General features: G+C 62.5%; 34 protein-coding genes and 1 pseudogene. 27 read left to right on the top strand and 8 right to left on the bottom strand.

What is annotated here, in order from left to right; translation table 11 throughout:
- From BW39_RS30655 to BW39_RS25430, 13 genes and pseudogenes are all read left to right on the top strand, one after another.
- Positions 1-93: pseudogene (locus tag BW39_RS30655) on the top strand (hypothetical protein); the annotation flags it as partial.
- Between the two features lie 24 nt (positions 94-117).
- Entirely contained in the window at positions 118-429 is a 312-nt protein-coding gene (gene rpsJ, locus BW39_RS25375; protein WP_003059431.1) for a 30S ribosomal protein S10, read from the top strand.
- 210 nt (positions 430-639) lie between these two features.
- Positions 640-1,314, top strand: coding sequence for a 50S ribosomal protein L3 (gene rplC, locus BW39_RS25380; protein WP_012202329.1), 675 nt, complete (start codon positions 640-642; stop codon positions 1,312-1,314).
- A complete protein-coding gene (gene rplD, locus BW39_RS25385; protein ID WP_012202330.1) occupies positions 1,314-1,934 on the top strand; it encodes a 50S ribosomal protein L4 in 621 nt (206 codons plus the stop codon). Before rplC ends, rplD begins: the two co-directional genes overlap by 1 nt.
- Complete coding sequence (gene rplW, locus BW39_RS25390) at positions 1,931-2,245, top strand: 50S ribosomal protein L23 (RefSeq protein WP_012202331.1); 315 nt, start codon at positions 1,931-1,933, stop codon at positions 2,243-2,245. Before rplD ends, rplW begins: the two co-directional genes overlap by 4 nt.
- A 2-nt stretch (positions 2,246-2,247) precedes the next feature.
- The gene (gene rplB, locus BW39_RS25395) at positions 2,248-3,072 is read left to right on the top strand and encodes a 50S ribosomal protein L2 (RefSeq protein ID WP_012202332.1); all 825 of its coding nucleotides are present in this window, start codon (positions 2,248-2,250) and stop codon (positions 3,070-3,072) included.
- A gap of 10 nt (positions 3,073-3,082) precedes the next feature.
- Positions 3,083-3,358: a 30S ribosomal protein S19 gene (gene rpsS, locus BW39_RS25400; RefSeq protein ID WP_012202333.1), complete on the top strand. Its 276-nt coding sequence runs from the start codon at positions 3,083-3,085 to the stop codon at positions 3,356-3,358.
- A gap of 10 nt (positions 3,359-3,368) precedes the next feature.
- On the top strand, positions 3,369-3,701 hold the full coding sequence (gene rplV, locus BW39_RS25405) for a 50S ribosomal protein L22 (protein WP_012202334.1): 333 nt from the start codon (positions 3,369-3,371) through the stop codon (positions 3,699-3,701).
- Positions 3,702-3,717: 16 nt separating this feature from the next.
- Positions 3,718-4,590 (top strand): 30S ribosomal protein S3, encoded by an 873-nt coding sequence (gene rpsC, locus BW39_RS25410; RefSeq protein WP_012202335.1) that lies wholly within the window; start codon positions 3,718-3,720, stop codon positions 4,588-4,590.
- A 2-nt stretch (positions 4,591-4,592) separates the two neighbouring features.
- A complete protein-coding gene (rplP, locus tag BW39_RS25415; RefSeq protein ID WP_012202336.1) occupies positions 4,593-5,009 on the top strand; it encodes a 50S ribosomal protein L16 in 417 nt (138 codons plus the stop codon).
- A 10-nt stretch (positions 5,010-5,019) separates the two neighbouring features.
- On the top strand, positions 5,020-5,217 hold the full coding sequence (gene rpmC, locus BW39_RS25420; protein WP_012202337.1) for a 50S ribosomal protein L29: 198 nt from the start codon (positions 5,020-5,022) through the stop codon (positions 5,215-5,217).
- Between the two features lie 13 nt (positions 5,218-5,230).
- Complete coding sequence (gene rpsQ / locus BW39_RS25425) at positions 5,231-5,500, top strand: 30S ribosomal protein S17 (RefSeq protein WP_012202338.1); 270 nt, start codon at positions 5,231-5,233, stop codon at positions 5,498-5,500.
- Between the two features lie 118 nt (positions 5,501-5,618).
- Entirely contained in the window at positions 5,619-6,125 is a 507-nt protein-coding gene (locus BW39_RS25430) for a peroxiredoxin (RefSeq protein ID WP_013800250.1), read from the top strand.
- Between the two features lie 112 nt (positions 6,126-6,237).
- On the opposite strand, the gene BW39_RS25435 is transcribed toward BW39_RS25430, so the two are convergent.
- Positions 6,238-6,729, bottom strand: a complete 492-nt coding sequence (locus BW39_RS25435; protein WP_043780357.1) for a GNAT family N-acetyltransferase — start codon at positions 6,727-6,729, stop codon at positions 6,238-6,240.
- Positions 6,730-6,794: 65 nt separating this feature from the next.
- Positions 6,795-7,493 carry a cytochrome b/b6 domain-containing protein gene (locus tag BW39_RS25440; RefSeq protein ID WP_043824940.1) on the bottom strand — a complete coding sequence of 233 codons (699 nt, stop codon included), beginning with the start codon at positions 7,491-7,493 and terminating at the stop codon, positions 6,795-6,797.
- Between the two features lie 158 nt (positions 7,494-7,651).
- Between BW39_RS25440 and BW39_RS25445 the strand changes: the two genes are divergently transcribed.
- Positions 7,652-8,098 (top strand): c-type cytochrome, encoded by a 447-nt coding sequence (locus BW39_RS25445; RefSeq protein ID WP_016448509.1) that lies wholly within the window; start codon positions 7,652-7,654, stop codon positions 8,096-8,098.
- A 72-nt stretch (positions 8,099-8,170) separates the two neighbouring features.
- Here the strand turns inward: BW39_RS25445 and BW39_RS25450 are convergent, their stop codons facing one another.
- Positions 8,171-8,674, bottom strand: a complete 504-nt coding sequence (locus tag BW39_RS25450; protein ID WP_043824931.1) for a TlpA disulfide reductase family protein — start codon at positions 8,672-8,674, stop codon at positions 8,171-8,173.
- Positions 8,675-8,797: 123 nt separating this feature from the next.
- Here BW39_RS25450 and BW39_RS25455 point away from each other — a divergent pair, with 123 nt between their 5' ends.
- The 4 genes from BW39_RS25455 to ptsP all read left to right on the top strand — a co-directional run bounded on the left by BW39_RS25455 (position 8,798) and on the right by ptsP (position 12,133).
- Positions 8,798-9,415: a hypothetical protein gene (locus BW39_RS25455; RefSeq protein WP_012202344.1), complete on the top strand. Its 618-nt coding sequence runs from the start codon at positions 8,798-8,800 to the stop codon at positions 9,413-9,415.
- Between the two features lie 125 nt (positions 9,416-9,540).
- Positions 9,541-10,002 carry a PTS sugar transporter subunit IIA gene (locus BW39_RS25460; protein ID WP_170962107.1) on the top strand — a complete coding sequence of 154 codons (462 nt, stop codon included), beginning with the start codon at positions 9,541-9,543 and terminating at the stop codon, positions 10,000-10,002.
- Entirely contained in the window at positions 9,971-10,240 is a 270-nt protein-coding gene (locus BW39_RS25465) for an HPr family phosphocarrier protein (RefSeq protein ID WP_012202346.1), read from the top strand. The genes BW39_RS25460 and BW39_RS25465 overlap by 32 nt, the downstream gene beginning before the upstream one ends.
- Before the next feature lie 117 nt (positions 10,241-10,357).
- Positions 10,358-12,133, top strand: a complete 1,776-nt coding sequence (ptsP, locus tag BW39_RS25470) for a phosphoenolpyruvate--protein phosphotransferase (RefSeq protein ID WP_012202347.1) — start codon at positions 10,358-10,360, stop codon at positions 12,131-12,133.
- A gap of 395 nt (positions 12,134-12,528) precedes the next feature.
- Here ptsP and lipA read toward each other — a convergent pair whose 3' ends face one another.
- The 3 genes from lipA to BW39_RS25485 are packed head-to-tail and all read right to left on the bottom strand — an operon-like array spanning position 12,529 to position 14,559.
- Entirely contained in the window at positions 12,529-13,509 is a 981-nt protein-coding gene (gene lipA / locus BW39_RS25475; protein ID WP_013800257.1) for a lipoyl synthase, read from the bottom strand.
- A gap of 10 nt (positions 13,510-13,519) precedes the next feature.
- Entirely contained in the window at positions 13,520-14,245 is a 726-nt protein-coding gene (lipB, locus tag BW39_RS25480) for a lipoyl(octanoyl) transferase LipB (protein ID WP_043824933.1), read from the bottom strand.
- A complete protein-coding gene (locus BW39_RS25485) occupies positions 14,242-14,559 on the bottom strand; it encodes a YbeD family protein (RefSeq protein ID WP_034397898.1) in 318 nt (105 codons plus the stop codon). The genes lipB and BW39_RS25485 overlap by 4 nt, the downstream gene beginning before the upstream one ends.
- Positions 14,560-14,845: 286 nt before the next feature.
- Between BW39_RS25485 and BW39_RS25490 the strand changes: the two genes are divergently transcribed.
- The 9 genes from BW39_RS25490 (at position 14,846) to BW39_RS25530 (ending at position 22,085) form a co-directional block, all read left to right on the top strand.
- Complete coding sequence (locus BW39_RS25490) at positions 14,846-15,328, top strand: ATP synthase subunit I (RefSeq protein WP_043824934.1); 483 nt, start codon at positions 14,846-14,848, stop codon at positions 15,326-15,328.
- Positions 15,329-15,349: 21 nt separating this feature from the next.
- Positions 15,350-16,213 (top strand): F0F1 ATP synthase subunit A, encoded by an 864-nt coding sequence (gene atpB / locus BW39_RS25495; protein WP_012202352.1) that lies wholly within the window; start codon positions 15,350-15,352, stop codon positions 16,211-16,213.
- A 51-nt stretch (positions 16,214-16,264) separates the two neighbouring features.
- Positions 16,265-16,513, top strand: coding sequence for a F0F1 ATP synthase subunit C (gene atpE, locus BW39_RS25500; protein WP_011803767.1), 249 nt, complete (start codon positions 16,265-16,267; stop codon positions 16,511-16,513).
- Positions 16,514-16,548: 35 nt separating this feature from the next.
- Positions 16,549-17,019 carry a F0F1 ATP synthase subunit B gene (locus BW39_RS25505; RefSeq protein ID WP_012202353.1) on the top strand — a complete coding sequence of 157 codons (471 nt, stop codon included), beginning with the start codon at positions 16,549-16,551 and terminating at the stop codon, positions 17,017-17,019.
- A 12-nt stretch (positions 17,020-17,031) separates the two neighbouring features.
- Positions 17,032-17,571, top strand: coding sequence for a F0F1 ATP synthase subunit delta (locus BW39_RS25510; protein WP_043824937.1), 540 nt, complete (start codon positions 17,032-17,034; stop codon positions 17,569-17,571).
- A 48-nt stretch (positions 17,572-17,619) separates the two neighbouring features.
- The gene (atpA, locus tag BW39_RS25515) at positions 17,620-19,173 is read left to right on the top strand and encodes a F0F1 ATP synthase subunit alpha (RefSeq protein WP_012202355.1); all 1,554 of its coding nucleotides are present in this window, start codon (positions 17,620-17,622) and stop codon (positions 19,171-19,173) included.
- A gap of 18 nt (positions 19,174-19,191) precedes the next feature.
- Complete coding sequence (gene atpG, locus BW39_RS25520; protein WP_043824939.1) at positions 19,192-20,064, top strand: F0F1 ATP synthase subunit gamma; 873 nt, start codon at positions 19,192-19,194, stop codon at positions 20,062-20,064.
- Positions 20,065-20,098: 34 nt separating this feature from the next.
- Entirely contained in the window at positions 20,099-21,508 is a 1,410-nt protein-coding gene (gene atpD, locus BW39_RS25525; protein WP_012202357.1) for a F0F1 ATP synthase subunit beta, read from the top strand.
- Positions 21,509-21,668: 160 nt separating this feature from the next.
- Entirely contained in the window at positions 21,669-22,085 is a 417-nt protein-coding gene (locus BW39_RS25530) for a F0F1 ATP synthase subunit epsilon (RefSeq protein ID WP_012202358.1), read from the top strand.
- A gap of 65 nt (positions 22,086-22,150) precedes the next feature.
- Here BW39_RS25530 and BW39_RS25535 read toward each other — a convergent pair whose 3' ends face one another.
- Positions 22,151-22,411 (bottom strand): hypothetical protein, encoded by a 261-nt coding sequence (locus tag BW39_RS25535; protein ID WP_012202359.1) that lies wholly within the window; start codon positions 22,409-22,411, stop codon positions 22,151-22,153.
- A gap of 108 nt (positions 22,412-22,519) precedes the next feature.
- A complete protein-coding gene (locus BW39_RS25540) occupies positions 22,520-23,062 on the bottom strand; it encodes a TPM domain-containing protein (RefSeq protein WP_012202360.1) in 543 nt (180 codons plus the stop codon).
- Positions 23,063-23,123 lie beyond the last annotated feature (61 nt).

The raw sequence follows: 23,123 nt of genomic DNA on the forward strand, positions 1-23,123 counted from the left end.
GCCCCCATCGCCATGGAAGAAGGTCTGCGCTTCGCTATCCGCGAAGGTGGCCGTACCGTGGGCGCTGGCGTGGTTGCAAAGATCATTGCGTAATTCTTGGAAAACTAGGAATACACAATGTCCAAGCAAAAAATCCGCATCCGCCTGAAGGCGTTTGACTACAAGCTGATCGACCAGTCGGCTGCTGAAATCGTTGACACTGCCAAGCGCACCGGCGCGATCGTCAAGGGCCCCGTGCCCCTGCCGACACGCATGAAGCGTTTCGACATCCTGCGCTCGCCGCACGTCAACAAGACCAGCCGCGACCAGTTCGAAATCCGCACTCACCAGCGCCTGATGGACATCGTTGACCCGACTGACAAGACGGTTGACGCTCTGATGAAGCTGGACCTGCCCGCAGGCGTGGACGTCGAGATCAAGCTGCAATAAGAACTTCACGGCCCCTTGCGGGGCCGTTGAAGGGCTTTGATTTAACGCGAACTTGCTTGAAAAGGCAGTTCGCGTTAAAATTTGGGGCTTCGCCTTTCTTGAGCGAAGTTTTATCAACCTTCTTTCGTGCGCAAGGCCTTGGACATCTGGGGCGGGAGCGCAACGCTGGGCCAATTGCAGTTTCAGCGGCGAAAGTTTTGGAGCAAACAAATGAGTCTGAGCAACTCCCTCGGGTTGCTGGGTCGCAAGGTGGGCATGATGCGTCTGTTCACCGATGACGGGGACGCAGTGCCCGTCACGGTGGTGGATGTGTCCAACAACCGTGTGACTCAGGTCAAAACCCAAGAGAACGATGGCTACGTGGCCCTGCAGGTCACTTTCGGTTCGCGCAAGGCATCTCGCGTGACCAAGCCAGAAGCCGGCCACCTTGCCAAGGCAGGTGTCGAAGCCGGTGAAGTGATGGGTGAATTCCGCGTGACCGAAGAAACCGCTGGCAAGTACGCCGCAGGCTCCGTCCTGCCCGTCGCCGAGCTGTTCTCGGTGGGCCAGAAGGTGGACGTGCAAGGCACTTCCATCGGTAAGGGCTTCGCCGGCACCATCAAGCGTCACAACTTCCGCTCGCAGCGCGCCTCGCACGGCAACAGCCGTTCGCACAATGTTCCCGGCTCCATCTCGATGGCCCAGGATCCAGGTCGCGTGTTCCCGGGCAAGAAGATGACCGGTCACATGGGCGATGAAACCATCACCACCCAAAATCTCGACGTGGTTCGCATTGACGAAGCACGCCAACTGCTCTTGATCAAGGGCGCTGTTCCGGGCTCCAAGGGTGGCTTCGTGACGGTGCGCCCCGCCATCAAGGCCAAAGCTTCCAAGGGAGCGAACTAATGCAGCTCGAACTCCTGAATGAACAAGGCCAGGCCGCATCCAAGTTCGATGCGCCCGAGACTGTTTTCGGTCGTGAATTCAACGAAGACCTCGTCCACCAGATCGTGATCGCCTACCGTGCCAACGCACGTCAGGGCACTCGCGCTCAGAAGGATCGCGAGCAGGTTCGTCACACGACTGCCAAGCCGTTCAAGCAAAAGGGCACCGGCCGTGCTCGTGCCGGTATGTCTTCCTCGCCTCTGTGGCGTGGCGGCGGCCGCATCTTCCCGAATCTGCCTGAAGAAAACTTCACGCAGAAGATCAACAAGAAGATGTACCGCGCCGGTATGGTTGCCATCCTGTCGCAGCTGGCCCGCGAAGGCCGTCTGGCCGTGGTGGACTCGCTCAAGCTCGAAAGCCCCAAGACCAAGGTGCTGGCCGACAAGTTCAAGGCCATGAACCTGGAATCGGTCATGGTGATCGCTGAAGAAGTCGACGAGAACCTGTACCTGGCTTCCCGCAATCTGAAGAACGTGTTCGTGGTCGAGCCGCGCTACGCCGACCCCGTGTCGCTGGTGCACTACAAGAAAGTGCTCGTCACCAAGGGTGCGATCGACAAACTCAAGGAGATGTTCGAATGAGCACGCTCAAGTTTGACGAAGGTCGTCTGATGCAGGTGTTGGTTGCTCCCATCGTGTCCGAAAAGGCCACCATGGTTGCCGAGAAGTCCAACGCCGTGACGTTCAAGGTGCTGCAGAGCGCCACCAAGCATGAAATCAAGGCCGCCGTGGAACTGATGTTCAAGGTGGAAGTTGCTGGTGTCTCCGTGGTGAACATCAAGGGCAAGACCAAGCGCTTTGGCAAGACCACTGGCCGCCGCGACCACGTTCGCAAGGCCTACGTGATGCTCAAGCCCGGTCAAGAGCTGAACCTGTCCGGGGAGGCTGCGTAATCATGGCTGTTATCAAGCTCAAACCGACGACCCCCGGCCAACGCGGCACGGTCAAGGTCACGCGTGACCATCTGCACAAGGGTGCAGGTTTCGCCCCCCTGCTGGAGCCTCAGCACCAGAAGTCGGGCCGTAACAACAACGGTCACATCACCACCCGTCACAAGGGCGGTGGCCACAAGCACCACTATCGCGTGGTGGACTTCAAGCGCACCAAGGACGGCATCCCCGCCAAGGTCGAGCGCATTGAGTACGACCCCAACCGTACGGCCCACATCGCTCTGGTGTGCTATGCCGACGGCGAGCGTCGCTACATCATTGCTCCGCGCAACCTGGAAGTCGGCGCAACGATCGTCAGCGGTTCGGAAGCTCCGATCCGCGTGGGCAACACCCTGCCGATCCGCAACATCCCCGTGGGTTCGACCATCCACTGCATCGAACTGAAGATCGGCGCTGGCGCGCAGATCGCCCGTTCGGCAGGTACGTCGGCTACGCTGCTGGCCCGTGAAGGCATCTACGCCCAAGTGCGTATGCGTTCCGGCGAAGTGCGCAAGGTGCACATCGAATGCCGCGCGACCATCGGTGAAGTCGCCAACGAAGAACACAGCCTGCGCCGTCTGGGCAAGGCCGGTGTGAAGCGTTGGATGGGTATTCGCCCGACCGTTCGCGGCGTGGTGATGAACCCTGTCGATCACCCGCACGGTGGTGGTGAAGGCAAGACCGGTGAAGGTCGTCACGCTGTTGACCCATGGGGCAACCTGACGAAGGGCTACCGTACCCGTAACAACAAGCGCACGCAGTCGATGATTGTGTCGCGTCGCAAGAAGTAAAGGGTAGCAAATGACTCGTTCTCTTAAAAAGGGTCCGTTTGTTGACCATCACTTGCTGGCAAAGGCCGAAAAGGCCGTCGCCACCAAGGACAAGAAGCCCGTCAAGACCTGGTCGCGTCGCTCCATGGTTCTGCCCGAGTTCATCGGTCTGACCATCGCCGTGCACAACGGCAAGCAGCACGTGCCCGTGTATGTGACTGACCAGATGGTCGGCCACAAGCTCGGCGAATTCGCGCTGACCCGTACCTTCAAGGGTCACCCGGCGGACAAAAAAGCCAAGAAGTAAGGAATAGAACATGTCTGAAACACGTGCTGTTCTCCGTGGCGTCCGCCTGTCTGTGGACAAGGGTCGCCTGGTCGCGGACCTGATCCGCGGCAAGAAAGTGGACCAAGCCCTGAACATCCTGACGTTCACGCAGAAAAAAGCTGCCGTGATCATCAAGAAGGTGCTCGAGTCCGCCATCGCCAACGCCGAGCACAACGACGGCGCCGACATCGACGAACTGAAGGTCAAGACCATCTTCGTCGAACAAGGCACCACGCTCAAGCGCTTCACCGCGCGTGCAAAGGGCCGCGGCAATCGCATCAGCAAGCCCACGTGCCACGTGTACGTGACGGTTGGCAACTGAAAGGCCTGGGAAGAATATGGGACAGAAAATCCATCCTACCGGCTTCCGCCTGGCTGTTAGCCGCAACTGGGCCAGCCGTTGGTACGCAAGCAACCGTGACTTCGCCGGCATGCTGGCCGAAGACATCAAGGTGCGCGAGTTCCTGAAGGCCAAGCTGAAGAATGCCGCCGTGTCGCGCATCCTGATCGAGCGTCCTGCAAAGAACGCCCGCATCACGATCTTCTCGGCACGTCCTGGTGTCGTGATCGGCAAGAAGGGCGAGGACATCGAGAACCTGAAGAAGGAACTCGCAACCCGTCTGGGCGTGCCTGTGGCTGTGAACATCGAAGAAGTGCGCAAGCCTGAAATCGATGCCAAGCTGATCGCCGATTCGATCTGCCAGCAGCTCGAAAAGCGCATCATGTTCCGCCGCGCCATGAAGCGTGCAATGCAAAACGCCATGCGTCTGGGTGCCCAAGGCATCAAGATCATGTCTTCGGGCCGTCTGAACGGTATCGAAATTGCACGTTGCGAGTGGTATCGCGAAGGCCGTGTGCCACTTCACACACTGCGCGCCGACATCGACTATGGCTTCTCCGAAGCCAAGACGACCTACGGTGTGATCGGTGTGAAGGTCTGGGTCTACAAGGGTGACACGCTGGGTCGTAACGACCTGCCGGCAGCCGAGACCCCCCGCCCCGAAGAAGAACGTCGTCCTCGCGGCCCCCGCCGTGATGGTCGCGGCGATGGTCGTCGTGACGGTGCTGGCCGTGGTGCCCGCCGCCCCGCAGGCGCTAACGCAGCACCTGCTGACGGCAGCGATAAGCCCGCCGGCGCTGGCGCTGATTCCGTTAAGCGCGTTCGCAAGACTGACGCGCCCGCTACAGCAGCGGACGGTAAAGGAGAATAAAGATGCTGCAACCTGCTCGCCGCAAATACCGCAAGGAGCAAAAGGGTCGCAACACCGGTATCGCAACGCGTGGTAACTCCGTTGCTTTCGGTGACTTCGGCCTGAAGTCCACTGACCGTGGTCGCCTGACGGCGCGTCAGATCGAAGCGGCTCGCCGCGCGATCTCGCGTCACGTCAAGCGTGGCGGTCGTATCTGGATCCGCGTGTTCCCGGACAAGCCAATCTCTACCAAGCCCGCAGAAGTGCGTATGGGTAACGGTAAGGGCAACCCCGAGTACTACGTGGCCGAAATCCAGCCCGGCAAGGTGCTCTACGAAATCGTGGGCGTCCCTGAAGAGCTGGCTCGTGAAGCGTTCCGCCTGGCCGCTGCAAAGCTGCCGCTGCGTACGACCTTCGTGTCCCGTCAAATTGGTGCCTAAGGAGAACAACATGACGAAAGCTGCTGAACTCCGCCAAAAAGACGTTGCCGGCCTGGAAGCCGAAGTGAAGTCCCTGCAAAAGGCTCACTTTGGCCTGCGTATGCAAAAGGCTACGCAACAGCTGGGTAACACGAACACGCTGCGTACCACGCGCCGTGACATCGCCCGCGCCAAGACCATCCTTGCTGAAAAGCAAGCTGCCAAGTAATCAGGAAGCCGACATGACGGAAGCTAAAAAATCCCTCAAGCGCACCTTGATTGGCAAGGTGGTCAGCGACAAGCGTGCCAAGACCGTGACGGTCATGGTTGAACGCCGCGTCAAGCACCCGATCTATGACAAGATCATGATCAAGTCCAGCAAGTACCACGCTCACGACGAGCAAGGTGAATACAAGCTGGGCGACGTGGTTGAAATCACGGAAAGCCGCCCGCTGTCCAAGACCAAGAACTGGGTTGCTACCCGCTTGGTGCAAAAGGCTGCTCTGGTGTAAGCCTACACAGGCCCACCGGCTGCAAGGCCACAGGAAACGACCCACAATGTGGGTCGTTTTTTCGTTTGGGGACCGCCATTTCGGCGGCCCCCGGTTTTGCACCACAAAGGAGATAGAGATGATCAAAGTCGGAGATGCCCTGCCCGCTGCCACCCTGATGGAATACGTGGAAGTCGAAGGCAATGGCTGCAGCATCGGCCCCAACCCCGTGAAGCTGCCCGAAGCCGCTGCTGGCAAGACCATCGCGGTCTTCGCCGTGCCCGGCGCATTCACTCCCACCTGCTCGGCCAAGCATGTGCCCGGCTTCGTGGAGCAGGCCGAAGCCTTCAAGGCTGCCGGCGTGGACGAGATCTGGTGCCTGTCGGTCAACGACGCCTTCGTGATGGGCGCGTGGGCCCGTGACCAGAAGACCGACGGCAAGGTGCGCATGCTGGCAGACGGCGATGCCGCCTTCGCCAAGGCCACCGGCCTGACGCTGGACCTGAACGGCAAGGGCCTGGGCCTGCGCAGCAACCGCTACTCCATGCTGGTCAAGGACGGCAAGGTCGCCACGCTGAACGTGGAAGGCCCTGGCAAGTTCGAAGTCAGCGACGCTGCCACCCTGCTGGGCCAGGCCAAGGCCTGATCCTGATCGTGCTGCAGGCCTGCCGGGCCTGGGCACCGCGCTTTTGCGAAAAAAGGCATTGCACCCAGGTGCAATGCCTTTTTGTATTTCAGGGGGCTGCCTCCGCCGGGCCCTAGAAGATATCGGCCTTGAGGTAATGCGCCCCTGCGATGGGGTTGTGATAGTAGGGCGGGATTTCCTGGAAGCCCAGGTCCGTGTAGAGGGCGCGCGCCGACTCCATGTCGTCCAGCGTGTCCAGCAGCACATGGTCATAACCGGCCTGGCGCGCCACATCGAGCATGGCCTCGGCGAGCTGGCGGCCCAGGCCGAAACCGCGAAATGCCTTGCGCACGAACAGGCGCTTCATCTCGGCGGCGTTGGCGTAATCGCAGTTGTCCAGCGGGCGCAAGGCGCAGCAGCCGGCCACGGCGCCATCGACCTTGGCCAGCAGGATGTGGCCGCGCGGCGATGCGTAGTCGCCAGGCAGATCGGCGATCTCGGCCTCGAAATCTTGAAATTGCAGATCGACATCCAGGCTTGCGGCGTACTCCTGGAAGATCTGGCGGACTTCGTCCATGTCTTCCAGGGGATTCGGCGCCAGCAAGGCGACAGCAGGCTTGTCCACGGGCACTTGGCTAAAACGACGGAAAACGCAGTGTAGCGGCAAGCTGGCAACATCTGGCCACGCCGTCAGAAAGCACCCCCCAGCTGCTGCACCCACCATGCGGCGGCCCCCGCCACCAACGCCAGGACCAAGGCCAACAGGCGGCTGGCTGCCGTGTCGCGTGAAGAGGGCAGGGGTTCGGGCAAGTGCTTGTCTCCCGTCACCATGGCGCGCACCAGGCCCCGTCCGCGCCAGGCATAGAAAAGGATGGCCAACAGGTGCAGGGCCACCAGCGCGTACAGCAGATACTGCCCCCAGTGCGCGTGGTAGGCGGTGGCCTGTGCCACGGTGTCGCCCGATACAAAGCGGCCCAGCGGCCCGGAGAAAGCAATCTCGTCGTCGCTGAGCAACCCGCTGCCCACCTGGGCGATCAGCACGGCCAGCATGGCAAACACGGACAGGGCGCCCAGCGGGCTGTGGCCTGCGCTGTCGCTCTCCGTTCCTTGTCCCCGCACATGGCGCAGCACGGTGGCGGGCGCGTGGATGAAGCTGGCAAAGCGCGACCAGCGGCCGCCCACCAGGCCCCAAAGCAGGCGGAACAGCAGCAGGGCCAGCATGGCATGGCCCAGCAGCAGATGCCAGTTCATGGCATTGCCGCCCAGCTTGGCCGTCACGACCAGGCCGACCACCGTTGCGGCCAGCAGCCAGTGAAACAGCCGGGTGGGCAGGTCCCAGATGCGGACCTTGTGCTTGGCGGCGCCTTGTGCGGTCGATTCTTGTGCCATGGCATGAAAGCTGGGGTGGGGATAGGGCATTGTGCCGCCCCGCATTCCTGCGAGGACCAGGAATGCACCCTGGCCGTGGTCAATCAAAGCGGCGCCGGCAGGACGCCGCTGCCATACTGGCCCGGCAGATTTCCCCACACTCCCAAAGGAAAACCACGATGAAGAAAGTTTCTGCATGGGCGCTGGCCGCCCTGGTGGCCGCCACGGCGCTGCCCGCGTCCGCACAGTTCGCCAAGTCCGAAGACGCCATCAAGTACCGCCAGGGCGCGCTCGCCGTGCTGGGCCAGCACTTCGGGCGCCTGGGCGCCATGGCGAACGGAAAGATCCCCTTCGATGCCAAGGCGGCCCAGGAAAACGCCGAGGTGGTGGCCTTCATGGCCAAGCTGCCCTGGGCCGGGTTTGGCGCGGGCACGGAAGGTGGAAAGGCGAAGCCTGAAATCTGGAAGGAGCAGGCCAAGTTCCAGGACCTGTCGGAGAAGATGCAGGCCGAGACGGTCAAGCTCGCGGCTGCGGCCAAGTCCGGTAACCTGGACCAGCTCAAGGCCGCCTTCGGCCCGGCCGCCGCCAGCTGCAAGGCGTGCCACGACAGCTTCCGCAGCCGTTGAGCGGCGGGCGGAGGATGCGCCAATAAAAAACCGGCCTGGTGCCGGTTTTTTTGTGCCCTGGTCTGCGCTGTATCAGGCCTCGGCCAGCAGCTTCTCGATCAGCCGATGCAACTCAACGAAGTCAGGTGCGCCCACATAGCGCTTCACGATTTCGCCGCGCTTGTTGACGATGTAGGTGGTGGGAGTCAGTTGCACATCACCCCAGGCCCGGGCCACGGCGCCGGTGTTGTCCAGCGCGACCTTGAAAGGCAGCTTGCGCGAATCGGCGAAGTTCACCACATAGCTGGGCGGGTCGTAGCTCATGGCCACGGCCAGGGTCTCGAACCCCTGGCTCTGGAATTTCTGGTGGGTGGCAACGATCTCGGGCATCTCGGCCACGCAGGTGGTGCAGCTGGTGGCCCAGAAATTCACCAAGGTCACCTTGCCCTTGAGGTCGGCCGTGGTCTGCTTGCTGCCGTCCAGCAGCACGAAGGTGGACTGCGGCGCGGCCGTCTGGCCGGCACCCGAATACACCCATGCGCCCATGCCGGCGGCTGCGGCGATCACCACGCCTGCGATCCAATGTTTGCTTGCCATAGCGACGATTGTGCCCAAAGTTGCGCCCGAAGGCCTGCACGCATGCCGTGCACCGCCTTTCGATGCGCGGCAAGGGCAAAAGTTCGGGGCTCGGACAGGTCGGGCCATGCCGATAATGCCGGCATGACATTGATGGAAAGCTTTTCGAAAGCAAAGGGCCGCGCTCTGGCCCTGCGGCTCGGCGCCGCGCTGCTGGTGTTGGCGCCCCTGGCCGCCTGCAGTCCCAGGCTGGATTGGCGGCAGGTCGCGGTCGAAGGCACGCCGCTGCGCGTGCTCTTGCCCTGCGATCCGCAATCCGCAACACGGCCGGTGGAGCTGGGCCAGGGCATGGGCACGGTGCAGATGTCCATGATGGGATGCGATGCCGATGCGTCGACCTACGCGGTGTCCCACTTCCTGGTCAGCGAGCCGTCCAGAGCCGCCGAGATGCTGTCGTACTGGCAGGCAGCCGTGCTCGGCCAGATGAACCCGGGTGCTCCGGGGCAGGCACCGGCGGGCGCCAAGCAACTGCGCTCCAAGGAAGATGGCCCTTTCCTGCCTGCGGGCGCACTGAATCTGCCGCAGTCGCTGCGCACCACGTTTGAAGGCGTGGGGCCCCAGGGCTGGAAGCTCACCGCCCATGGCGTGTGGTTTGCACGAATGGAGCCGGCAGGCGCACGCCTCTACCATGCCGTGATCTACAGCGACAAGCCGCGCACAGACGAGGCCAACAACTTCTTCGCCAGCCTGCAACTGCAATAGCAACGGCAACAGGTTTCGGAGCCACGGATGCGGGAGGCAGCTGTGGCATGGAACGCAGTGCAGGCGCGCCGGTTGCCCTGCATGCGCCTGCGCACGCCATAATCGACTCCGAACCCTGTGACTTCATGACCACGCGCATCCTTTTGTTCACCCACGCACCTTTGGCCCATGCACTGCGCGAATGCGCCTTGCATGTGTTCGCCGACAGTGCCGAGGACGTCCTTGCCCTGGATGTGCCCGCTCAGGAGCCGCCCGAGGCCACCCTGATGCGTGCCGAGCAGTTGCTGGAGGACCATGGCGGCCTGGTGGCGCTGCCCACGCTGGTGCTGACCGACCTCTTTGGCGCGACGCCCTGCAACGTGGCGCAGCGCCTTGTGGCGCAGCTGCCTGCCGGGCGGCTGGTGGCCGGAGTGAACTTGCCCATGCTGCTGCGCTCCATAGGCTATCGCCACGAGGCGCTGGAAGCCGTGGCCGAGCGTGCCTTGGCCGGAGGCAGCCATGGGGTGATGCAGGTGGGCGTGAACACGCCTCAGAACCAGAGTCCGCGACCATCCAATGATCAAGACCCCTATAACCATCAGCAATAAACTGGGCCTGCATGCCCGCGCCTCCGCCAAGCTCACCAAGCTTGCAGGCAGCTTTCCCTGCGAAGTCTGGATGAGCAAGGGCGAGCGGCGCATCAATGCCAAGAGCATCATGGGCGTGATGATGCTGGCTGCAGGCATGGGCTCCGAGGTGCTGCTGGAAACCGAAGGACCGCAGGAGCAGGAAGCCATGGATGCGCTGACGGCCCTGATCAACGACAAATTTGGCGAAGGCCAGTGATGGGCCTCCGCCGCGCTGGCAGACGGTGAGCGCAAAAGAGCAACACGCGCCGGGCCCGGACGCTGCCGCATTGCGACGGCCCGGGGCCTGCGCAGCAGCAGGCAAAGGACAGGCGCAATGACGTTTGCAATCCACGGACTGGCCGTTTCACGGGGCATTGCGATAGGACGCGCGGTGGTGGTGGCCTCCAGCCGCATGGAGGTGGTGCACTACTTCATCCGGCCCGACCAGGTGGACGCGGAAATCGACCGCGCCCGCAGTGCACGCAACGCCGTCATCGACGAGCTGCGCCGTCTGCAGGATGAAATGCCCCAGGATGCGCCGGGCGAGCTCGATGCCCTGCTCGACGTCCACCTGCTGCTGTTGCAGGACGAGGCCCTGGCCGCCGCCATCAAGCACTGGATTTCCGATCGTCTCTACAACGCCGAATGGGCGCTGACCACGCAGCTCGAGGTCGTCTCGCGCCAGTTCGACGAGATGGAGGACGAGTATCTGCGCGAGCGCAAGGCCGACCTGGAGCAGGTGGTCGAGCGCATCCTGCGCTACATGAAGGGCATGGCCAGCCCCGTGCCCGCGCCTGCCGCGCTGCCGCGGGCCGATGCAACGGGGGAGGGCGCGCCGCAGCAGCCGCTGCTGCTCGACGAAGTCACCGATGTGCCCCTGGTCCTGGTGGCGCAGGACCTGTCGCCGGTGGACATGCTGCAGTTCAAGAGCCGGCTGTTTGCCGGCTTCATCACGGCCGTGGGCGGGCGCACCTCGCACACGGCCATCGTGGCGCGCAGCATGGACATCCCGGCCGTGGTCGGCGCGCGCGCGGCCAGCCAGCTGATCCGCCAGGACGACTGGATCATCATCGATGGCAACGCAGGCGTCGTCATCGTCGATCCTTCTCCCATCATCCTGGCCGAATATGGCTTTCGCCAGCGCCAGAACGAGCTGGAGCGCGAGCGCCTCTCACGCCTGCGCCACACGCCCGCGCTGACGCTGGACGGAGAGCGCATCGAGTTGCTGGCCAATATCGAGCAACCCGGCGACGGGCCTGCGGCCGTGCATGCAGGCGCCGTGGGCGTGGGGCTGTTCCGCACGGAATTCCTGTTCATGGGGCGCGGCGGCAACCTGCCCGGTGAGGAGGAGCAGTACCGTGCCTACCGCGAAGCGGTGGACGGCATGCAGGGCATGCCCGTGACCATTCGCACGCTGGACGTGGGCGCCGACAAGCCGCTGGACAAGGCACAGCCCAAGGATTACTACCTGAACCCCGCGCTGGGTCTGCGCGCCATCCGCTGGAGCCTGGCTGACCCAGCCATGTTTCGCACCCAGTTGCGCGCCATCCTGCGTGCGGCGGCGCATGGGCAGATCCATCTGCTGTTTCCCATGCTGGCCCACCAAAGCGAGATCGAGCAGACCCTGGCCCAGGTGCGGCTGGCGCAAAGCGAACTCGACGCGCGAGGCGTGGCCCATGGCCCGGTCAAGCTGGGCGCCATGATCGAAGTGCCTGCGGCCGCGCTGATCGTGCGCACCTTTTTGCGTTACTTCGACTTCCTGTCGATCGGCACCAACGACCTCATCCAGTACACGCTGGCCATCGACCGTGCCGACGAGACCGTGGCCCATCTCTATGACCCCTTGCATCCCGCCGTGCTCAAGCTGGTGGCGGACGTGATCGCCGAAGGAAGGGCGCAGGGCAAGAGCGTCTGTGTCTGCGGGGAGACCGCCGGGGATGTGGGCATGACGCGCCTGCTGCTCGGCCTGGGTTTGCGCAGCTTTTCCATGCATCCGGCGCAGATCCTGGTCGTCAAGCAGGAAATCTTGCGCGCCGACACACGCAAGCTGACTGCCTGGGCGCAGGAAGTCCTCCGCTCGGACAGTCCCGCAGCGCTGCTGGGACCATGAATTCATGCAGGCGAGGATGCGCAGAAAAAAAGATTTGCAGCTTTAGTTGCGATTGATTCTCATTCGATGCTATGATCAGCCCCAATGCAGCAAGAAACTCTCTGGTGGGGAATTCGAGCTGCAAGCCTTTTTCAGTTTCATCGTGGGGCGACTCGCCAGGCCTGTTCAGCCTGCAGCAAGTCGGTTTGCCAGCCAGCGGTCTGCCGGTTAGCCAGGCTTTTTTTCTACGATGTCAGAAGAGGCAACATCGCCTCCAATTCAAGCAGAGCATGCGTCAGCGGCTCTGCTTTTTTGTTGCCTGCGCGTCTTGATGTGCCGTCATGCGGCCATGAAAAAGCCCTCGGCAGCAGGGCTGGCGAGGGCTGGGCATCGAGGGCCGCCTGGGTGCGGCGAGCTCAAACGCCTGCGGCGTGTGCCTGCTGATCCGCGTGGTAGCTGGAGCGCACCATGGCGCCCACGGCGGCGTGCGTGAAGCCCATCTTGTAGGCTTCTTCCTCGAACATCTTGAAGGTGTCGGGGTGCACGTATCGGCGCACCGGCAGGTGGCTGTTGCTGGGCGCCAGGTACTGGCCGATGGTCAGCATGTCGATGTCATGGGCGCGCATATCTCGCATCACCTGCAGGATTTCCTCGTCGGTCTCGCCCAGGCCCACCATGATGCCGCTCTTGGTCGGAACCTTGGGGTGCAAGGCCTTGAACTTCTTGAGCAGGTTCAGCGAGAACTGGTAGTCCGAGCCGGGACGCGCTTCCTTGTACAGGCGCGGTGCGGTCTCCAGGTTGTGGTTCATCACATCGGGAGGTGCGGCCTTGAGGATTTCCAGCGCACGGTCGTCGCGGCCGCGGAAGTCGGGCACCAGGATCTCGATCTGGGTCAGCGGCGAGAGCTCGCGGATGTTCTTGATGCACTCCACGAAATGGCCCGAGCCGCCATCGCGCAGGTCGTCGCGGTCCACGCTGGTGATCACCACGTACTTCAGCCGCAACTCGGCAATCGTCTTGGCAAGATTGAGCGGCTCGTTGGTGTCCAGCGGGTCGGGGCGGCCGTGGCCCACGTCGCAGAACGGGCAGCGGCGCGTGCACTTGTCGCCCATGATCATGAAGGTGGCCGTGCCCTTGCCGAAACATTCGCCGATGTTGGGGCAGGAGGCTTCCTCGCAGACCGTGTGCAGCTTGTTGGCGCGCAGGATGTCCTTGATCTCGTAGAAGCGCGTGGTGGGGCTGCCCGCCTTGACGCGGATCCACTCGGGCTTCTTGAGGGCCTCGCCATGCTCGACCTTGATCGGGATGCGCGAAAGCTTCGCTGCCGCCTTCTGCTTGGCCAGCGGGTTGTACTCGGCTTGGGACTGCGCTTCGCGCACGACGGTGTTGGTGGTCATGGTTCTGGATTCAGGGGGCTAGGCGGCGCTGCAACTGTCGTCCCAGCACGCGCGCGGCTTCGTCCCAGGTTGTCTGAACGCCGATTGTAGAAAGGTCCACCGTTTGCAGTCCTGCATAGCCGCAAGGGTTGATCCGTTCGTAGGGTTCCAGGTCCATGGCGGCATTCAGGGCAACGCCGTGATAGGTGCAATGCCGGCTGACCTTGATGCCCAGGGCTGCAATCTTGCCCAGCCCCGAAAAATCGGGCTGGGGCGCGGGTGAGCCGGGTGCGCGCAGTTGCGGGCGCTGGGCCAGCATGGCGTGGCTGCGAGGATCGTCAAGGCGCACGTAGATGCCGGGGGCGCCTTCCACGCGGTGGCCGGTGATGCCGAAATGCTCCAGCGTGCGGATGACCGCATCTTCGATGCGGAACACGTATTCCTTGACGAAGTAGCCCAGGCGCTGCAGATCTAGCAACGGATAGGCGACCACCTGGCCCGGGCCGTGGTAGGTGACCTGCCCGCCGCGGTTGGTTGCGACCACGGGAATGTTGCCAGGGCTCAGCAAGTGGTCACTTTTCCCGGCAAGGCCTTGCGTGAAATGTGGGGCGTGCTCGCAGATCCAGAGCTCGTCGCGCGTGCCGGCATCGCGGCCGCTCGTGAATGCCTGCATGGCCTGCACCGTGGCTTCGTAGTCGGTGCGGCCCAGCAGGCGCAAGTCCAGCGTCTGCGCAAGCTCGGCGGCTGGGGTGCTCAAAGCACCACTTTCACAAGCGGGTGCGAGGTGAACGCCCGGTACAGGTCGTCGAGCTGCTCGCGGCTGGTGGCTGTCACCGTGACGGTGACGCCCAGGTATTTGCCGCTGCTGCTGGGGCGCAACTCGATGGTGCTGGGGTCAAAGGCGGGGTCGAAGCGCTCGGCGATCTGGGTGATTTCATGCACCAGATGCTCGGCCTTGATGCCCATGACTTTGATGGGAAACTGCGATGGGTACTCGATCAACGAGTCCTTGCGCGGGTCCGCGCCCGGCGCGGCTGCTGGTGCGGAGGAGGGGGTGGGGGCGTCGGTCATAGGTGAATCAAGGTTAATCGCTTGGCGTTGGAGGCGATTGTGCGCTATCGTTCGCGGCCATGTCGCAGCCTGGGGCTGCCGCGCCGCCGGTCACGAAAACTCCACACACAACAAACAAGCTGCCTGCGGTGCGAGGCTGGCGTTGTTGGCCTGCTGCCACACAGCCATGCTGCCGCCGCCGTTTTGGGCATACCCGTAACAACCCCTATCGTTCGGCAGGGGTTTTTACTTATAATCAGAGGCTTTGTGAAAAAGTCTTGTCTGGTCTGCGGCCTTCGAGAACTCAATGAAAAACTACGCCGCTGACACAGACGCTGACAGGGAACTTGAGGGCGAGGATTCCGACTTCAAGCCCCTGACCTCCGAGGAGGCTCAGGAGTGGCGCACGCGAAACCCGCAGATGTCTGTGTGGCGCTTCGTGGTGGTCCAGGCGGTGGTTGGCGTGCTGGTGGCACTGCTCGCGTGGCTGGTGACGGGGCGCGCCGAGGTCGGATGGTCGGCTGCCTATGGCGCCTTGTCGGTGGTGCTGCCGGCTGCGCTGTTTGCGCGCGCCGTCGTGCGCAAGAGGCCTGGCGGCGCTGCAGCCGCCATGGTGGGAATTTTTGGCTGGGAACTGGTGAAGCTGGTGCTGTGCATTGCCATGCTGGCGGCTGCACCCAAGCTGGTCCCGGGGCTGAGTTGGCTGGCGCTGCTGGCGGGCTTGGTGATCGTCATGAAAACGTATTGGGTCGCGCTGATAGTGCGGGCCAATGTCCGAAAAACCGATTGATATTTGAAGAGAAGTTGACCGATGGCCGCAGACGCGCACGCACCTACTGCAAGTGAATACATCGTTCACCACCTGCAGCACCTCCAGAACATCAAGCAAAAGTCGATCATCGACTTTTCGGTCATCAACCTGGACTCGATCGTCGTCAGCGCCACGCTGGGCGTGCTGAGCCTGTTCGTGCTGTGGCTTGCCGCGCGCAAGGCCACATCGGGCGTTCCGGGTCGCTTCCAGGCGGCTGTAGAGCTGCTGGTCGAGATGGTGGACAACCAGGCCAAGGCCAACATCCACAATGCGCAAAGCCGCAAGTTCATCGCTCCCCTGGCACTGACCGTGTTCGTCTGGATCTTCATGATGAACGCCATGGACATGCTGCCCGTGGACCTGCTGCCGGTACTGTGGCAGGGCGTTCAGGGTGACTCGCACGCCTACCTGCGTGTCGTTCCCACGGCTGACCTCTCGACCACGCTGGGCCTGTCCTCTGCCGTGCTGATCCTGTGCTTCTTCTACAGCATCAAGATCAAGGGTATGGGCGGCTGGGCCCACGAACTGGTGACCGCTCCGTTCGGCACCAGCAAGAATCCCGTGTTTGCACTGATCCTGGGTGTTATCAACCTGGCCATGCAGATCATTGAATATGTCGCCAAGACGGTTTCGCATGGCATGCGACTGTTCGGCAACATGTACGCTGGTGAGTTGGTGTTCTGTCTGATCGCTCTGATGGGCGGTGCGGCTGCCATGTCGCTTTCCGGTGTGTTGCTCCCCTTGGGGCACATCATTGCAGGCTCTATCTGGGCGATCTTCCACATTCTGATCATCACCCTGCAGGCCTTCATTTTCATGATGCTGACGCTGATCTATCTCGGCCAGGCACATGAAGCCCACTGACCATTTCCTTTCCCTCTCAACCTTTCTCTTTCTTTAATCTCAGGAGTCATCATGGAAAACATTCTCGGTCTCGTCGCTCTGGCTTGTGGTCTGATCGTTGGTCTGGGCGCTATCGGCGCTTCGATCGGTATCGCCCTGATGGGTGGCAAGTTCCTGGAATCGTCGGCACGTCAGCCTGAGCTGATCAACGAACTGCAAACCAAGATGTTCATCTTGGCCGGTCTGATCGACGCTGCCTTCCTGATCGGTGTTGCTATCGCTCTGCTGTTCGCTTTCGCCAACCCCTTCGTCCTGGCCTAAGCTCCGATCAACGCCCTAGATAGAAAGGTGTTGCCGTGAGTATCAACGCGACCCTGTTCGTCCAGGCCATCGTTTTCCTGATCCTGGTGCTGTTCACGATGAAGTTCGTGTGGCCCCCGATCGCGAAGGCGCTGGATGAACGAGCTCTGAAAATCGCCGATGGCCTCGCTGCTGCCGACAAGGCCAAGACTGACCTGGCCGCCGCCAACAAGCGCGTCGAGCAGGAACTGGCCCAGACGCGCAACGAAACGGCATCGCGGCTTGCGGACGCCGAACGCCGTGCCCAGGCCATCATCGAAGAAGCCAAGGCCCGTGCCTCCGAAGAAGGCAACAAGATTGTTGCTGCTGCCCGCGCCGAGGCCGAGCAGCAGACAGTCCAAGCCCGTGAAGCCCTGCGCGAGCAAGTGGCTGCGCTGGCCGTCAAGGGCGCCGAGCAGATCCTGCGCAAGGAAGTGGATGCCGGCGTCCATGCCGACCTGCTGAACCGCCTGAAGACCGAGCTGTAAGGAAGAGCAAACATGGCAGAACTCGCCACCATTGCCCGTCCTTACGCAGATGCCCTGTTCAAGGCCAGCACCCAGCAGGGTGCTGACCTGTCCGGCACTGTTGCCTGGGCGGAGGAATTGGCGGCGATTGCCGCCAATCCGCAATTGCGCCAGCTGGCCGACGACCCCAAGGTGACCGACGAACAACTGTTCGACGTCATCAGCGGCGTGGCCGGCTCGGCATTGCCTGATGCCGCTCGCAACTTTCTGCGCGTCATCATTGAAAACGGCCGACTGCAAGTCCTGCCAGAAGTGGCGGCCCAGTTTCGCAGCCTCGTGAACCGCGCCGGTGGCTCGTCCGACGCCGTGGTTCAAAGCGCTTTTCCCATAGATGCTGCCGCTCTGGCTGCCCTCGGGACTTCGCTGGAGAAGCGTTTCGGCCGAAAGCTGAACCTGTCGGTGCAGCAAGATCAGTCCCTGATCGGTGGCATCCGCGTCGTGGTGGGTGATGAAGTTCTTGACACGTCCGTCAAGGCCCGCCTGGAACAAATGAAAGCGGCCCTCATTGCGTAACAACGCGACTGAGGTCTCGGCTAACCAAAGCTAAAGAAGGAAAGAGTCATGCAACTCAATCCCGCAGAAATTTCTGAACTGATCAAGAGCCGCATCGAGGGTCTGGCTGGCAGCAGCGACATCCGTAACGAAGGCACCGTGGTTTCGGTGACCGACGGTATCGTGCGCGTGCACGGCCTGTCGGACGTGATGCAAGGCGAAATGCTGGAATTCCCCGCAGGCAAGGATGGCCAGCCCTCCTTCGGCCTGGCGCTGAACCTCGAGCGCGACTCCGTCGGCGCCGTGATTCTGGGCGAGTACGAGCACATCTCCGAAGGCGACACCGTCAAGTGCACGGGCCGCATTCTGGAAGTGCCCGTCGGCCCCGAACTCATCGGCCGCGTGGTCAACGCCCTGGGTCAGCCGATTGACGGCAAGGGCCCGATCAACGCCAAGATGACGGACGTGATCGAGAAGGTCGCTCCCGGCGTGATCGCACGCCAGTCCGTGGACCAGCCCCTGCAGACCGGCATCAAGTCCATCGACTCGATGGTGCCCGTCGGCCGTGGCCAGCGCGAACTGATCATCGGTGACCGCCAGACCGGCAAGACCGCCGTGGCCATCGACGCCATCATCAACCAGAAGGGTCAGGGCGTTACCTGCATCTACGTTGCGATCGGCCAGAAGGCTTCCTCGATCAAGAACGTGGTGCGTGCCCTGGAGCAGGCCGGCGCGATGGAATACACCATCGTCGTGGCTGCCACCGCTTCCGAATCCGCTGCCATGCAGTACGTGTCGGCCTACTCCGGCTGCACGATGGGCGAGTACTTCCGCGACCGCGGCGAAGACGCCCTGATCGTCTATGACGACCTGTCCAAGCAAGCCGTGGCCTACCGCCAGGTTTCGCTGCTGCTGCGCCGTCCTCCAGGCCGCGAAGCCTTCCCCGGCGACGTGTTCTATCTCCACAGCCGCCTGCTCGAACGTGCAGCCCGCGTGAATGCCGACTACGTCGAAGCCTTCACCAAGGGTGAAGTCAAGGGCAAGACGGGTTCGCTGACGGCACTGCCCATCATCGAAACCCAGGCCGGTGACGTGTCGGCCTTCGTGCCCACGAACGTGATCTCGATCACGGACGGCCAGATCTTCCTGGAAACCAGCCTGTTCAACGCCGGTATCCGCCCCGCCATCAACGCCGGTATCTCGGTGTCGCGCGTCGGTGGTGCTGCACAGACCAAGCTGGTCAAGGGCCAGTCCGGCGGTATCCGTACCGACCTGGCGCAATACCGTGAGCTGGCTGCCTTCGCGCAGTTCGCCTCCGACCTGGACGAAGCCACCCGCAAGCAGCTGGACCGCGGTGCCCGCGTGACCGAACTGCTCAAGCAGGCCCAGTACAGCCCCCTGTCCACCGCTTTGATGGGCGCTTCGCTGTTCGCAGTGAACAAGGGCTACATGGACGACATCCAGGTCAAGCAAGTGCTGGCTTTCGAGTCTGGTCTGCACCAGTTCCTGAAGACCAGCCACGGCGCCCTGATCGACAAGCTGAACGCTTCCAAGGCCATGGACAAGGATTCCGAAGCCGAATTGAACGCCGCCATCGCTGCGTTCAAGAAGTCGTTCGCTTAAACCGGACGAGGAGCCATCATGGCAGCAGGTAAGGAAATTCGCGGCAAGATCAAATCGGTGGAAAACACCAAGAAGATCACCAAAGCCATGGAAATGGTGGCCGCATCCAAGATGCGCAAGGCGCAGGAACGGATGCTGGCTGCACGCCCGTACAGCGAAAAGATCCGCAACATTGCAGTCCATCTTGGCCAAGCCAACCCCGAGTACGTGCACCCGTTCATGCAAGTGAACGGTGATGCAAAGACAGCCGGCGTCATCGTGGTGACGACGGACAAGGGGTTGTGCGGCGGCATGAACACCAACGTGTTGCGTGCTGTCACGGCCAAGCTGCGGGAGCTGCAGGATCAAGGCGTGTCGGCAGAAGCAGTGGCCATTGGCAACAAGGGTCTGGGCTTTCTGAACCGTGTCGGCGCCAAGGTGGTTTCGCACGCGACGGGTCTGGGCGATACGCCCCATCTGGAAAAGCTGATCGGCCCTGTGAAGGTGCTGCTCGATGCATATGCAGCGGGCAAGCTGAGCGCGGTGTACCTGAGCTACACCAAGTTCATCAACACCATGAAGCAGGAATCGGTGGTGGAGCAGTTGCTGCCCCTGTCGTCCGAGAGCATGCAGGCCGAGAAGACGTCTGGCCATAGCTGGGACTACATCTACGAACCCGACGCGCAGTCCGTGATCGACGAGCTGCTCGTGCGCTACGCAGAGTCCCTGGTCTACCAAGCTGTCGCGGAAAACATGGCGTCCGAGCAATCGGCGCGCATGGTGGCCATGAAGGCCGCTACCGACAACGCAGGCAGCGTCATTGGCGAGTTGAAGCTGGTCTACAACAAGACGCGCCAGGCAGCGATCACGACCGAGCTGTCGGAAATCGTGGCTGGCGCCGCTGCTGTGTAAAGCAGCTCAACAGACAAACTAATTGGAGCAAAAAATGGCTCAAGTGCAAGGCAAGATTGTTCAATGTATTGGCGCTGTGGTGGACGTCGAGTTCCCCCGCAACGCAATGCCCAAGGTGTTCGATGCCCTGAAGCTCGACGGCTCGGCCCTGACGCTGGAAGTGCAGCAACTGCTGGGTGACGGCGTTGTGCGTACCATCGCCCTGGGTTCGTCCGACGGTCTGCGTCGCGGCCTGATGGTGTCCAACACCGGCAACCCCATCACCGTGCCCGTGGGCAAGGCGACGCTGGGTCGCATCATGGACGTGCTGGGCAACCCCATCGACGAACGCGGTCCCGTGGATCAGGCGCTGACGGCTCCCATCCACCGCAAGGCACCGGCTTATGACGAGCTGTCGCCTTCGCAGGAACTGCTGGAAACCGGCATCAAGGTGATCGACCTGATCTCGCCCTTCGCCAAGGGCGGCAAGGTGGGTCTGTTCGGTGGCGCCGGTGTGGGCAAGACCGTGAACATGATGGAACTCATCAACAACATCGCCAAGGGCCACGGTGGTCTGTCGGTGTTCGCCGGTGTGGGTGAACGTACCCGCGAAGGCAATGACTTCTATCACGAAATGTCGGACGCCGGCGTGGTCAACCAGGAGTCGCTGAACGACTCCAAGGTGGCCATGGTCTACGGCCAGATGAACGAACCCCCAGGCAACCGTCTGCGCGTGGCGCTGACCGGCCTGACCATGGCCGAAGCCTTCCGTGACGAAGGCAAGGACGTGCTGTTCTTCGTGGACAACATCTACCGCTACACGCTGGCCGGTACCGAAGTGTCCGCTCTGCTGGGTCGCATGCCTTCCGCCGTGGGCTACCAGCCTACGCTGGCCGAGGAAATGGGCCGCCTGCAAGAGCGCATCACCTCGACCAAGGTCGGTTCGATCACTTCCATCCAGGCCGTTTACGTGCCTGCCGATGACTTGACCGACCCCTCGCCTGCCACGACGTTCGCCCACTTGGACTCGACCGTGGTGCTGTCGCGTGACATCGCTTCGCTGGGTATCTACCCCGCCGTCGATCCGCTGGACTCCACCAGCCGCCAGCTGGACCCCCAAGTCGTGGGTGAAGAGCACTACAAGGTGGCCCGCGAAGTGCAGGGCACGCTGCAGCGCTACAAGGAACTGCGCGACATCATCGCCATTCTGGGCATGGACGAGCTGGCTCCCGAAGACAAGCTGACCGTGGCCCGCGCCCGCAAGATCCAGCGTTTCCTGTCGCAGCCTTTCCACGTGGCCGAAGTGTTCACTGGCGCTCCCGGCAAGTACGTGTCGCTGGCTGAAACCATCCGTGGTTTCAAGATGATCTGCGCTGGCGAGTGCGATCACCTGCCCGAGCAGGCCTTCTACATGGTTGGCACCATCGACGAAGCCTTCGAGAAGGCCAAGAAACTGGCGGCTTGAGCCTGCGGCACCCCCTGAGCGACTGCGTCGCTTCCTCCTCTCTACCCGCTTCGCGGGGGAGGGGGACGACACCCTCGCTGCGGGGCGGCCCTTGCTCGGTGTCCCCGATCTGGGCCCTGCCGGTTCCAAGTTCCAGTCCCACCTTTTCTGAGGAGCAAAGATGAACACCATCCACGTTGATGTGGTCAGTGCCGAAGAGTCCATCTTCTCCGGTGAAGCGCGCTTTGTCGCCCTGCCCGGTGAATCCGGCGAATTGGGCATTTTTCCCCGCCACACTCCGCTGATCACGCGCATCAAGCCCGGCTCGGTGCGTATCGAGATGGCGGACGGCAGCGAAGAGTTCGTCTTCGTGGCCGGCGGCATCCTGGAAGTGCAGCCCAACTGTGTGACCGTGCTGTCCGACACCGCCATCCGCGGTGCCGACCTGGACGCCGAGAAGGCCGAGAAGGCCAAGCTCGAAGCCGAGGAAGCACTGAAGAACGCCAAGAGCGAAGTCGATCTGGCGCGTGCCCAGTCCGAGCTGGCCGTCATGGCCGCTCAGATCGCGGCCCTGCGCAAGTTCCGCCAAAAGCGCTGAGCCCTCCCGGGACCAGTCGCAAAAAAGCCGCCCTCGGGCGGCTTTTTTCATGGTGCGCAGGCGTCTCAGTCGCCGCAGCGGGCCTGGTACACGTAGGTCACGGCATTGTCCTTGGGGTCCACCGTGCGCGACTTGTGCGTCACGGCCTTGGCGGGCACGGGGCACAGGGCGCGGATCTGTTGCTCGCAGCGCTTGGGGTCGTCTTCGCGCAGCTTGCAGCTGAGCACATAGTCATATTCCTGCGAGTCGTCGAGGATGGGGCTTGCGCAGGCGCTCAGGGTCAGCACGGCGGCCAGCAGGCCCAGGCGGGCCAGGGTGTTCTTCATGGTGTGGATGCTCCTTGATGAAATGGCGTGACGCTATCACAGCCTCCGTGTCCGCGATAGCTTGATGAAGGGGGTGGCTCGGCCCGGCCTGCGCAGCCTGCCTGCCTTTCAGTGGTGCTGTATCACGACAGCATCGGGAAGATTGTCGCTGCCATCGTGCACAGGCTGGAGCGGGTCACGCGGAAAGTTGGTTTCAAGCAGCAGGCTCACGCGCTCCAGGGCTGCTGTCATGCCCATGGCGTAATGGCCGCCCTGAAAGGCGGCACCCATGTCGCTGATCAGCGTTTGCCATTGTTCCGCCGGCAGGGTGCGCGCCAGGGCGCGGTCGGCGACGATTTCGATGGCATGGTCGGCCAGCAGCAGATAGATCAGGGCACCGTTGTTGTGTTCGGTATCCCAGACGCGCAGCTTGCCGAACAGCGTGATGGCGCGCTCGCGCGGTGTGGCGTCGCGCCACAGGTAGCTGGGCGGCAGTCCGGGTTCGACGCAGATGCGAATCTGGCCTGTATGGCGCTGCTCGCTCATGGTGATCAGGCGCTCCAGCTCCGCCAGGCTTTCAGGCGGGAGTGCACGGCGCAACTGTCCTTCGGCCCAATGGTGGCGCAGCAGCCGGAGCAGACGCTGTACAAAGCCTGTGATTGCAGCCGCCATCTCACCAACTCCCCGAGGCGCCGCCGCCCCCGAAACTGCCGCCTCTGCCGGAGCTGAAGCC

The sequence above is a fragment of the Delftia sp. RIT313 genome (genome assembly GCF_000632165.1).
Classification (GTDB): Bacteria; Pseudomonadota; Gammaproteobacteria; order Burkholderiales; family Burkholderiaceae_C; genus Comamonas; species Comamonas acidovorans.

Excerpts from the sequence above, each read along its gene's own strand:
- atpE (WP_011803767.1), top strand. The coding sequence starts at position 16,265 with ATGGAAAACATTCTCGGTCTCGTCGCTCTGGCTTGTGGTCTGATCGTT.
- rplC (WP_012202329.1), top strand. The coding sequence starts at position 640 with ATGAGTCTGAGCAACTCCCTCGGGTTGCTGGGTCGCAAGGTGGGCATG.
- BW39_RS25460 (WP_170962107.1), top strand. The coding sequence starts at position 9,541 with ATGACCACGCGCATCCTTTTGTTCACCCACGCACCTTTGGCCCATGCA.
- BW39_RS25445 (WP_016448509.1), top strand. The coding sequence starts at position 7,652 with ATGAAGAAAGTTTCTGCATGGGCGCTGGCCGCCCTGGTGGCCGCCACG.
- BW39_RS25510 (WP_043824937.1), top strand. The coding sequence starts at position 17,032 with ATGGCAGAACTCGCCACCATTGCCCGTCCTTACGCAGATGCCCTGTTC.
- BW39_RS25535 (WP_012202359.1), bottom strand. The coding sequence starts at position 22,411 with ATGAAGAACACCCTGGCCCGCCTGGGCCTGCTGGCCGCCGTGCTGACC.
- BW39_RS25490 (WP_043824934.1), top strand. The coding sequence starts at position 14,846 with ATGAAAAACTACGCCGCTGACACAGACGCTGACAGGGAACTTGAGGGC.
- atpA (WP_012202355.1), top strand. The coding sequence starts at position 17,620 with ATGCAACTCAATCCCGCAGAAATTTCTGAACTGATCAAGAGCCGCATC.
- rplW (WP_012202331.1), top strand. The coding sequence starts at position 1,931 with ATGAGCACGCTCAAGTTTGACGAAGGTCGTCTGATGCAGGTGTTGGTT.
- rpsJ (WP_003059431.1), top strand. The coding sequence starts at position 118 with ATGTCCAAGCAAAAAATCCGCATCCGCCTGAAGGCGTTTGACTACAAG.
- ptsP (WP_012202347.1), top strand. The coding sequence starts at position 10,358 with ATGACGTTTGCAATCCACGGACTGGCCGTTTCACGGGGCATTGCGATA.
- rplV (WP_012202334.1), top strand. The coding sequence starts at position 3,369 with ATGTCTGAAACACGTGCTGTTCTCCGTGGCGTCCGCCTGTCTGTGGAC.
- BW39_RS25540 (WP_012202360.1), bottom strand. The coding sequence starts at position 23,062 with ATGGCGGCTGCAATCACAGGCTTTGTACAGCGTCTGCTCCGGCTGCTG.
- lipA (WP_013800257.1), bottom strand. The coding sequence starts at position 13,509 with ATGACCACCAACACCGTCGTGCGCGAAGCGCAGTCCCAAGCCGAGTAC.
- BW39_RS25450 (WP_043824931.1), bottom strand. The coding sequence starts at position 8,674 with ATGGCAAGCAAACATTGGATCGCAGGCGTGGTGATCGCCGCAGCCGCC.
- BW39_RS25430 (WP_013800250.1), top strand. The coding sequence starts at position 5,619 with ATGATCAAAGTCGGAGATGCCCTGCCCGCTGCCACCCTGATGGAATAC.
- rplD (WP_012202330.1), top strand. The coding sequence starts at position 1,314 with ATGCAGCTCGAACTCCTGAATGAACAAGGCCAGGCCGCATCCAAGTTC.
- BW39_RS25440 (WP_043824940.1), bottom strand. The coding sequence starts at position 7,493 with ATGGCACAAGAATCGACCGCACAAGGCGCCGCCAAGCACAAGGTCCGC.
- rplP (WP_012202336.1), top strand. The coding sequence starts at position 4,593 with ATGCTGCAACCTGCTCGCCGCAAATACCGCAAGGAGCAAAAGGGTCGC.
- rpsC (WP_012202335.1), top strand. The coding sequence starts at position 3,718 with ATGGGACAGAAAATCCATCCTACCGGCTTCCGCCTGGCTGTTAGCCGC.
- BW39_RS25485 (WP_034397898.1), bottom strand. The coding sequence starts at position 14,559 with ATGACCGACGCCCCCACCCCCTCCTCCGCACCAGCAGCCGCGCCGGGC.
- rpmC (WP_012202337.1), top strand. The coding sequence starts at position 5,020 with ATGACGAAAGCTGCTGAACTCCGCCAAAAAGACGTTGCCGGCCTGGAA.
- rplB (WP_012202332.1), top strand. The coding sequence starts at position 2,248 with ATGGCTGTTATCAAGCTCAAACCGACGACCCCCGGCCAACGCGGCACG.
- BW39_RS25530 (WP_012202358.1), top strand. The coding sequence starts at position 21,669 with ATGAACACCATCCACGTTGATGTGGTCAGTGCCGAAGAGTCCATCTTC.
- rpsQ (WP_012202338.1), top strand. The coding sequence starts at position 5,231 with ATGACGGAAGCTAAAAAATCCCTCAAGCGCACCTTGATTGGCAAGGTG.
- atpB (WP_012202352.1), top strand. The coding sequence starts at position 15,350 with ATGGCCGCAGACGCGCACGCACCTACTGCAAGTGAATACATCGTTCAC.
- BW39_RS25455 (WP_012202344.1), top strand. The coding sequence starts at position 8,798 with ATGACATTGATGGAAAGCTTTTCGAAAGCAAAGGGCCGCGCTCTGGCC.
- BW39_RS25465 (WP_012202346.1), top strand. The coding sequence starts at position 9,971 with ATGATCAAGACCCCTATAACCATCAGCAATAAACTGGGCCTGCATGCC.
- atpG (WP_043824939.1), top strand. The coding sequence starts at position 19,192 with ATGGCAGCAGGTAAGGAAATTCGCGGCAAGATCAAATCGGTGGAAAAC.
- atpD (WP_012202357.1), top strand. The coding sequence starts at position 20,099 with ATGGCTCAAGTGCAAGGCAAGATTGTTCAATGTATTGGCGCTGTGGTG.
- rpsS (WP_012202333.1), top strand. The coding sequence starts at position 3,083 with ATGACTCGTTCTCTTAAAAAGGGTCCGTTTGTTGACCATCACTTGCTG.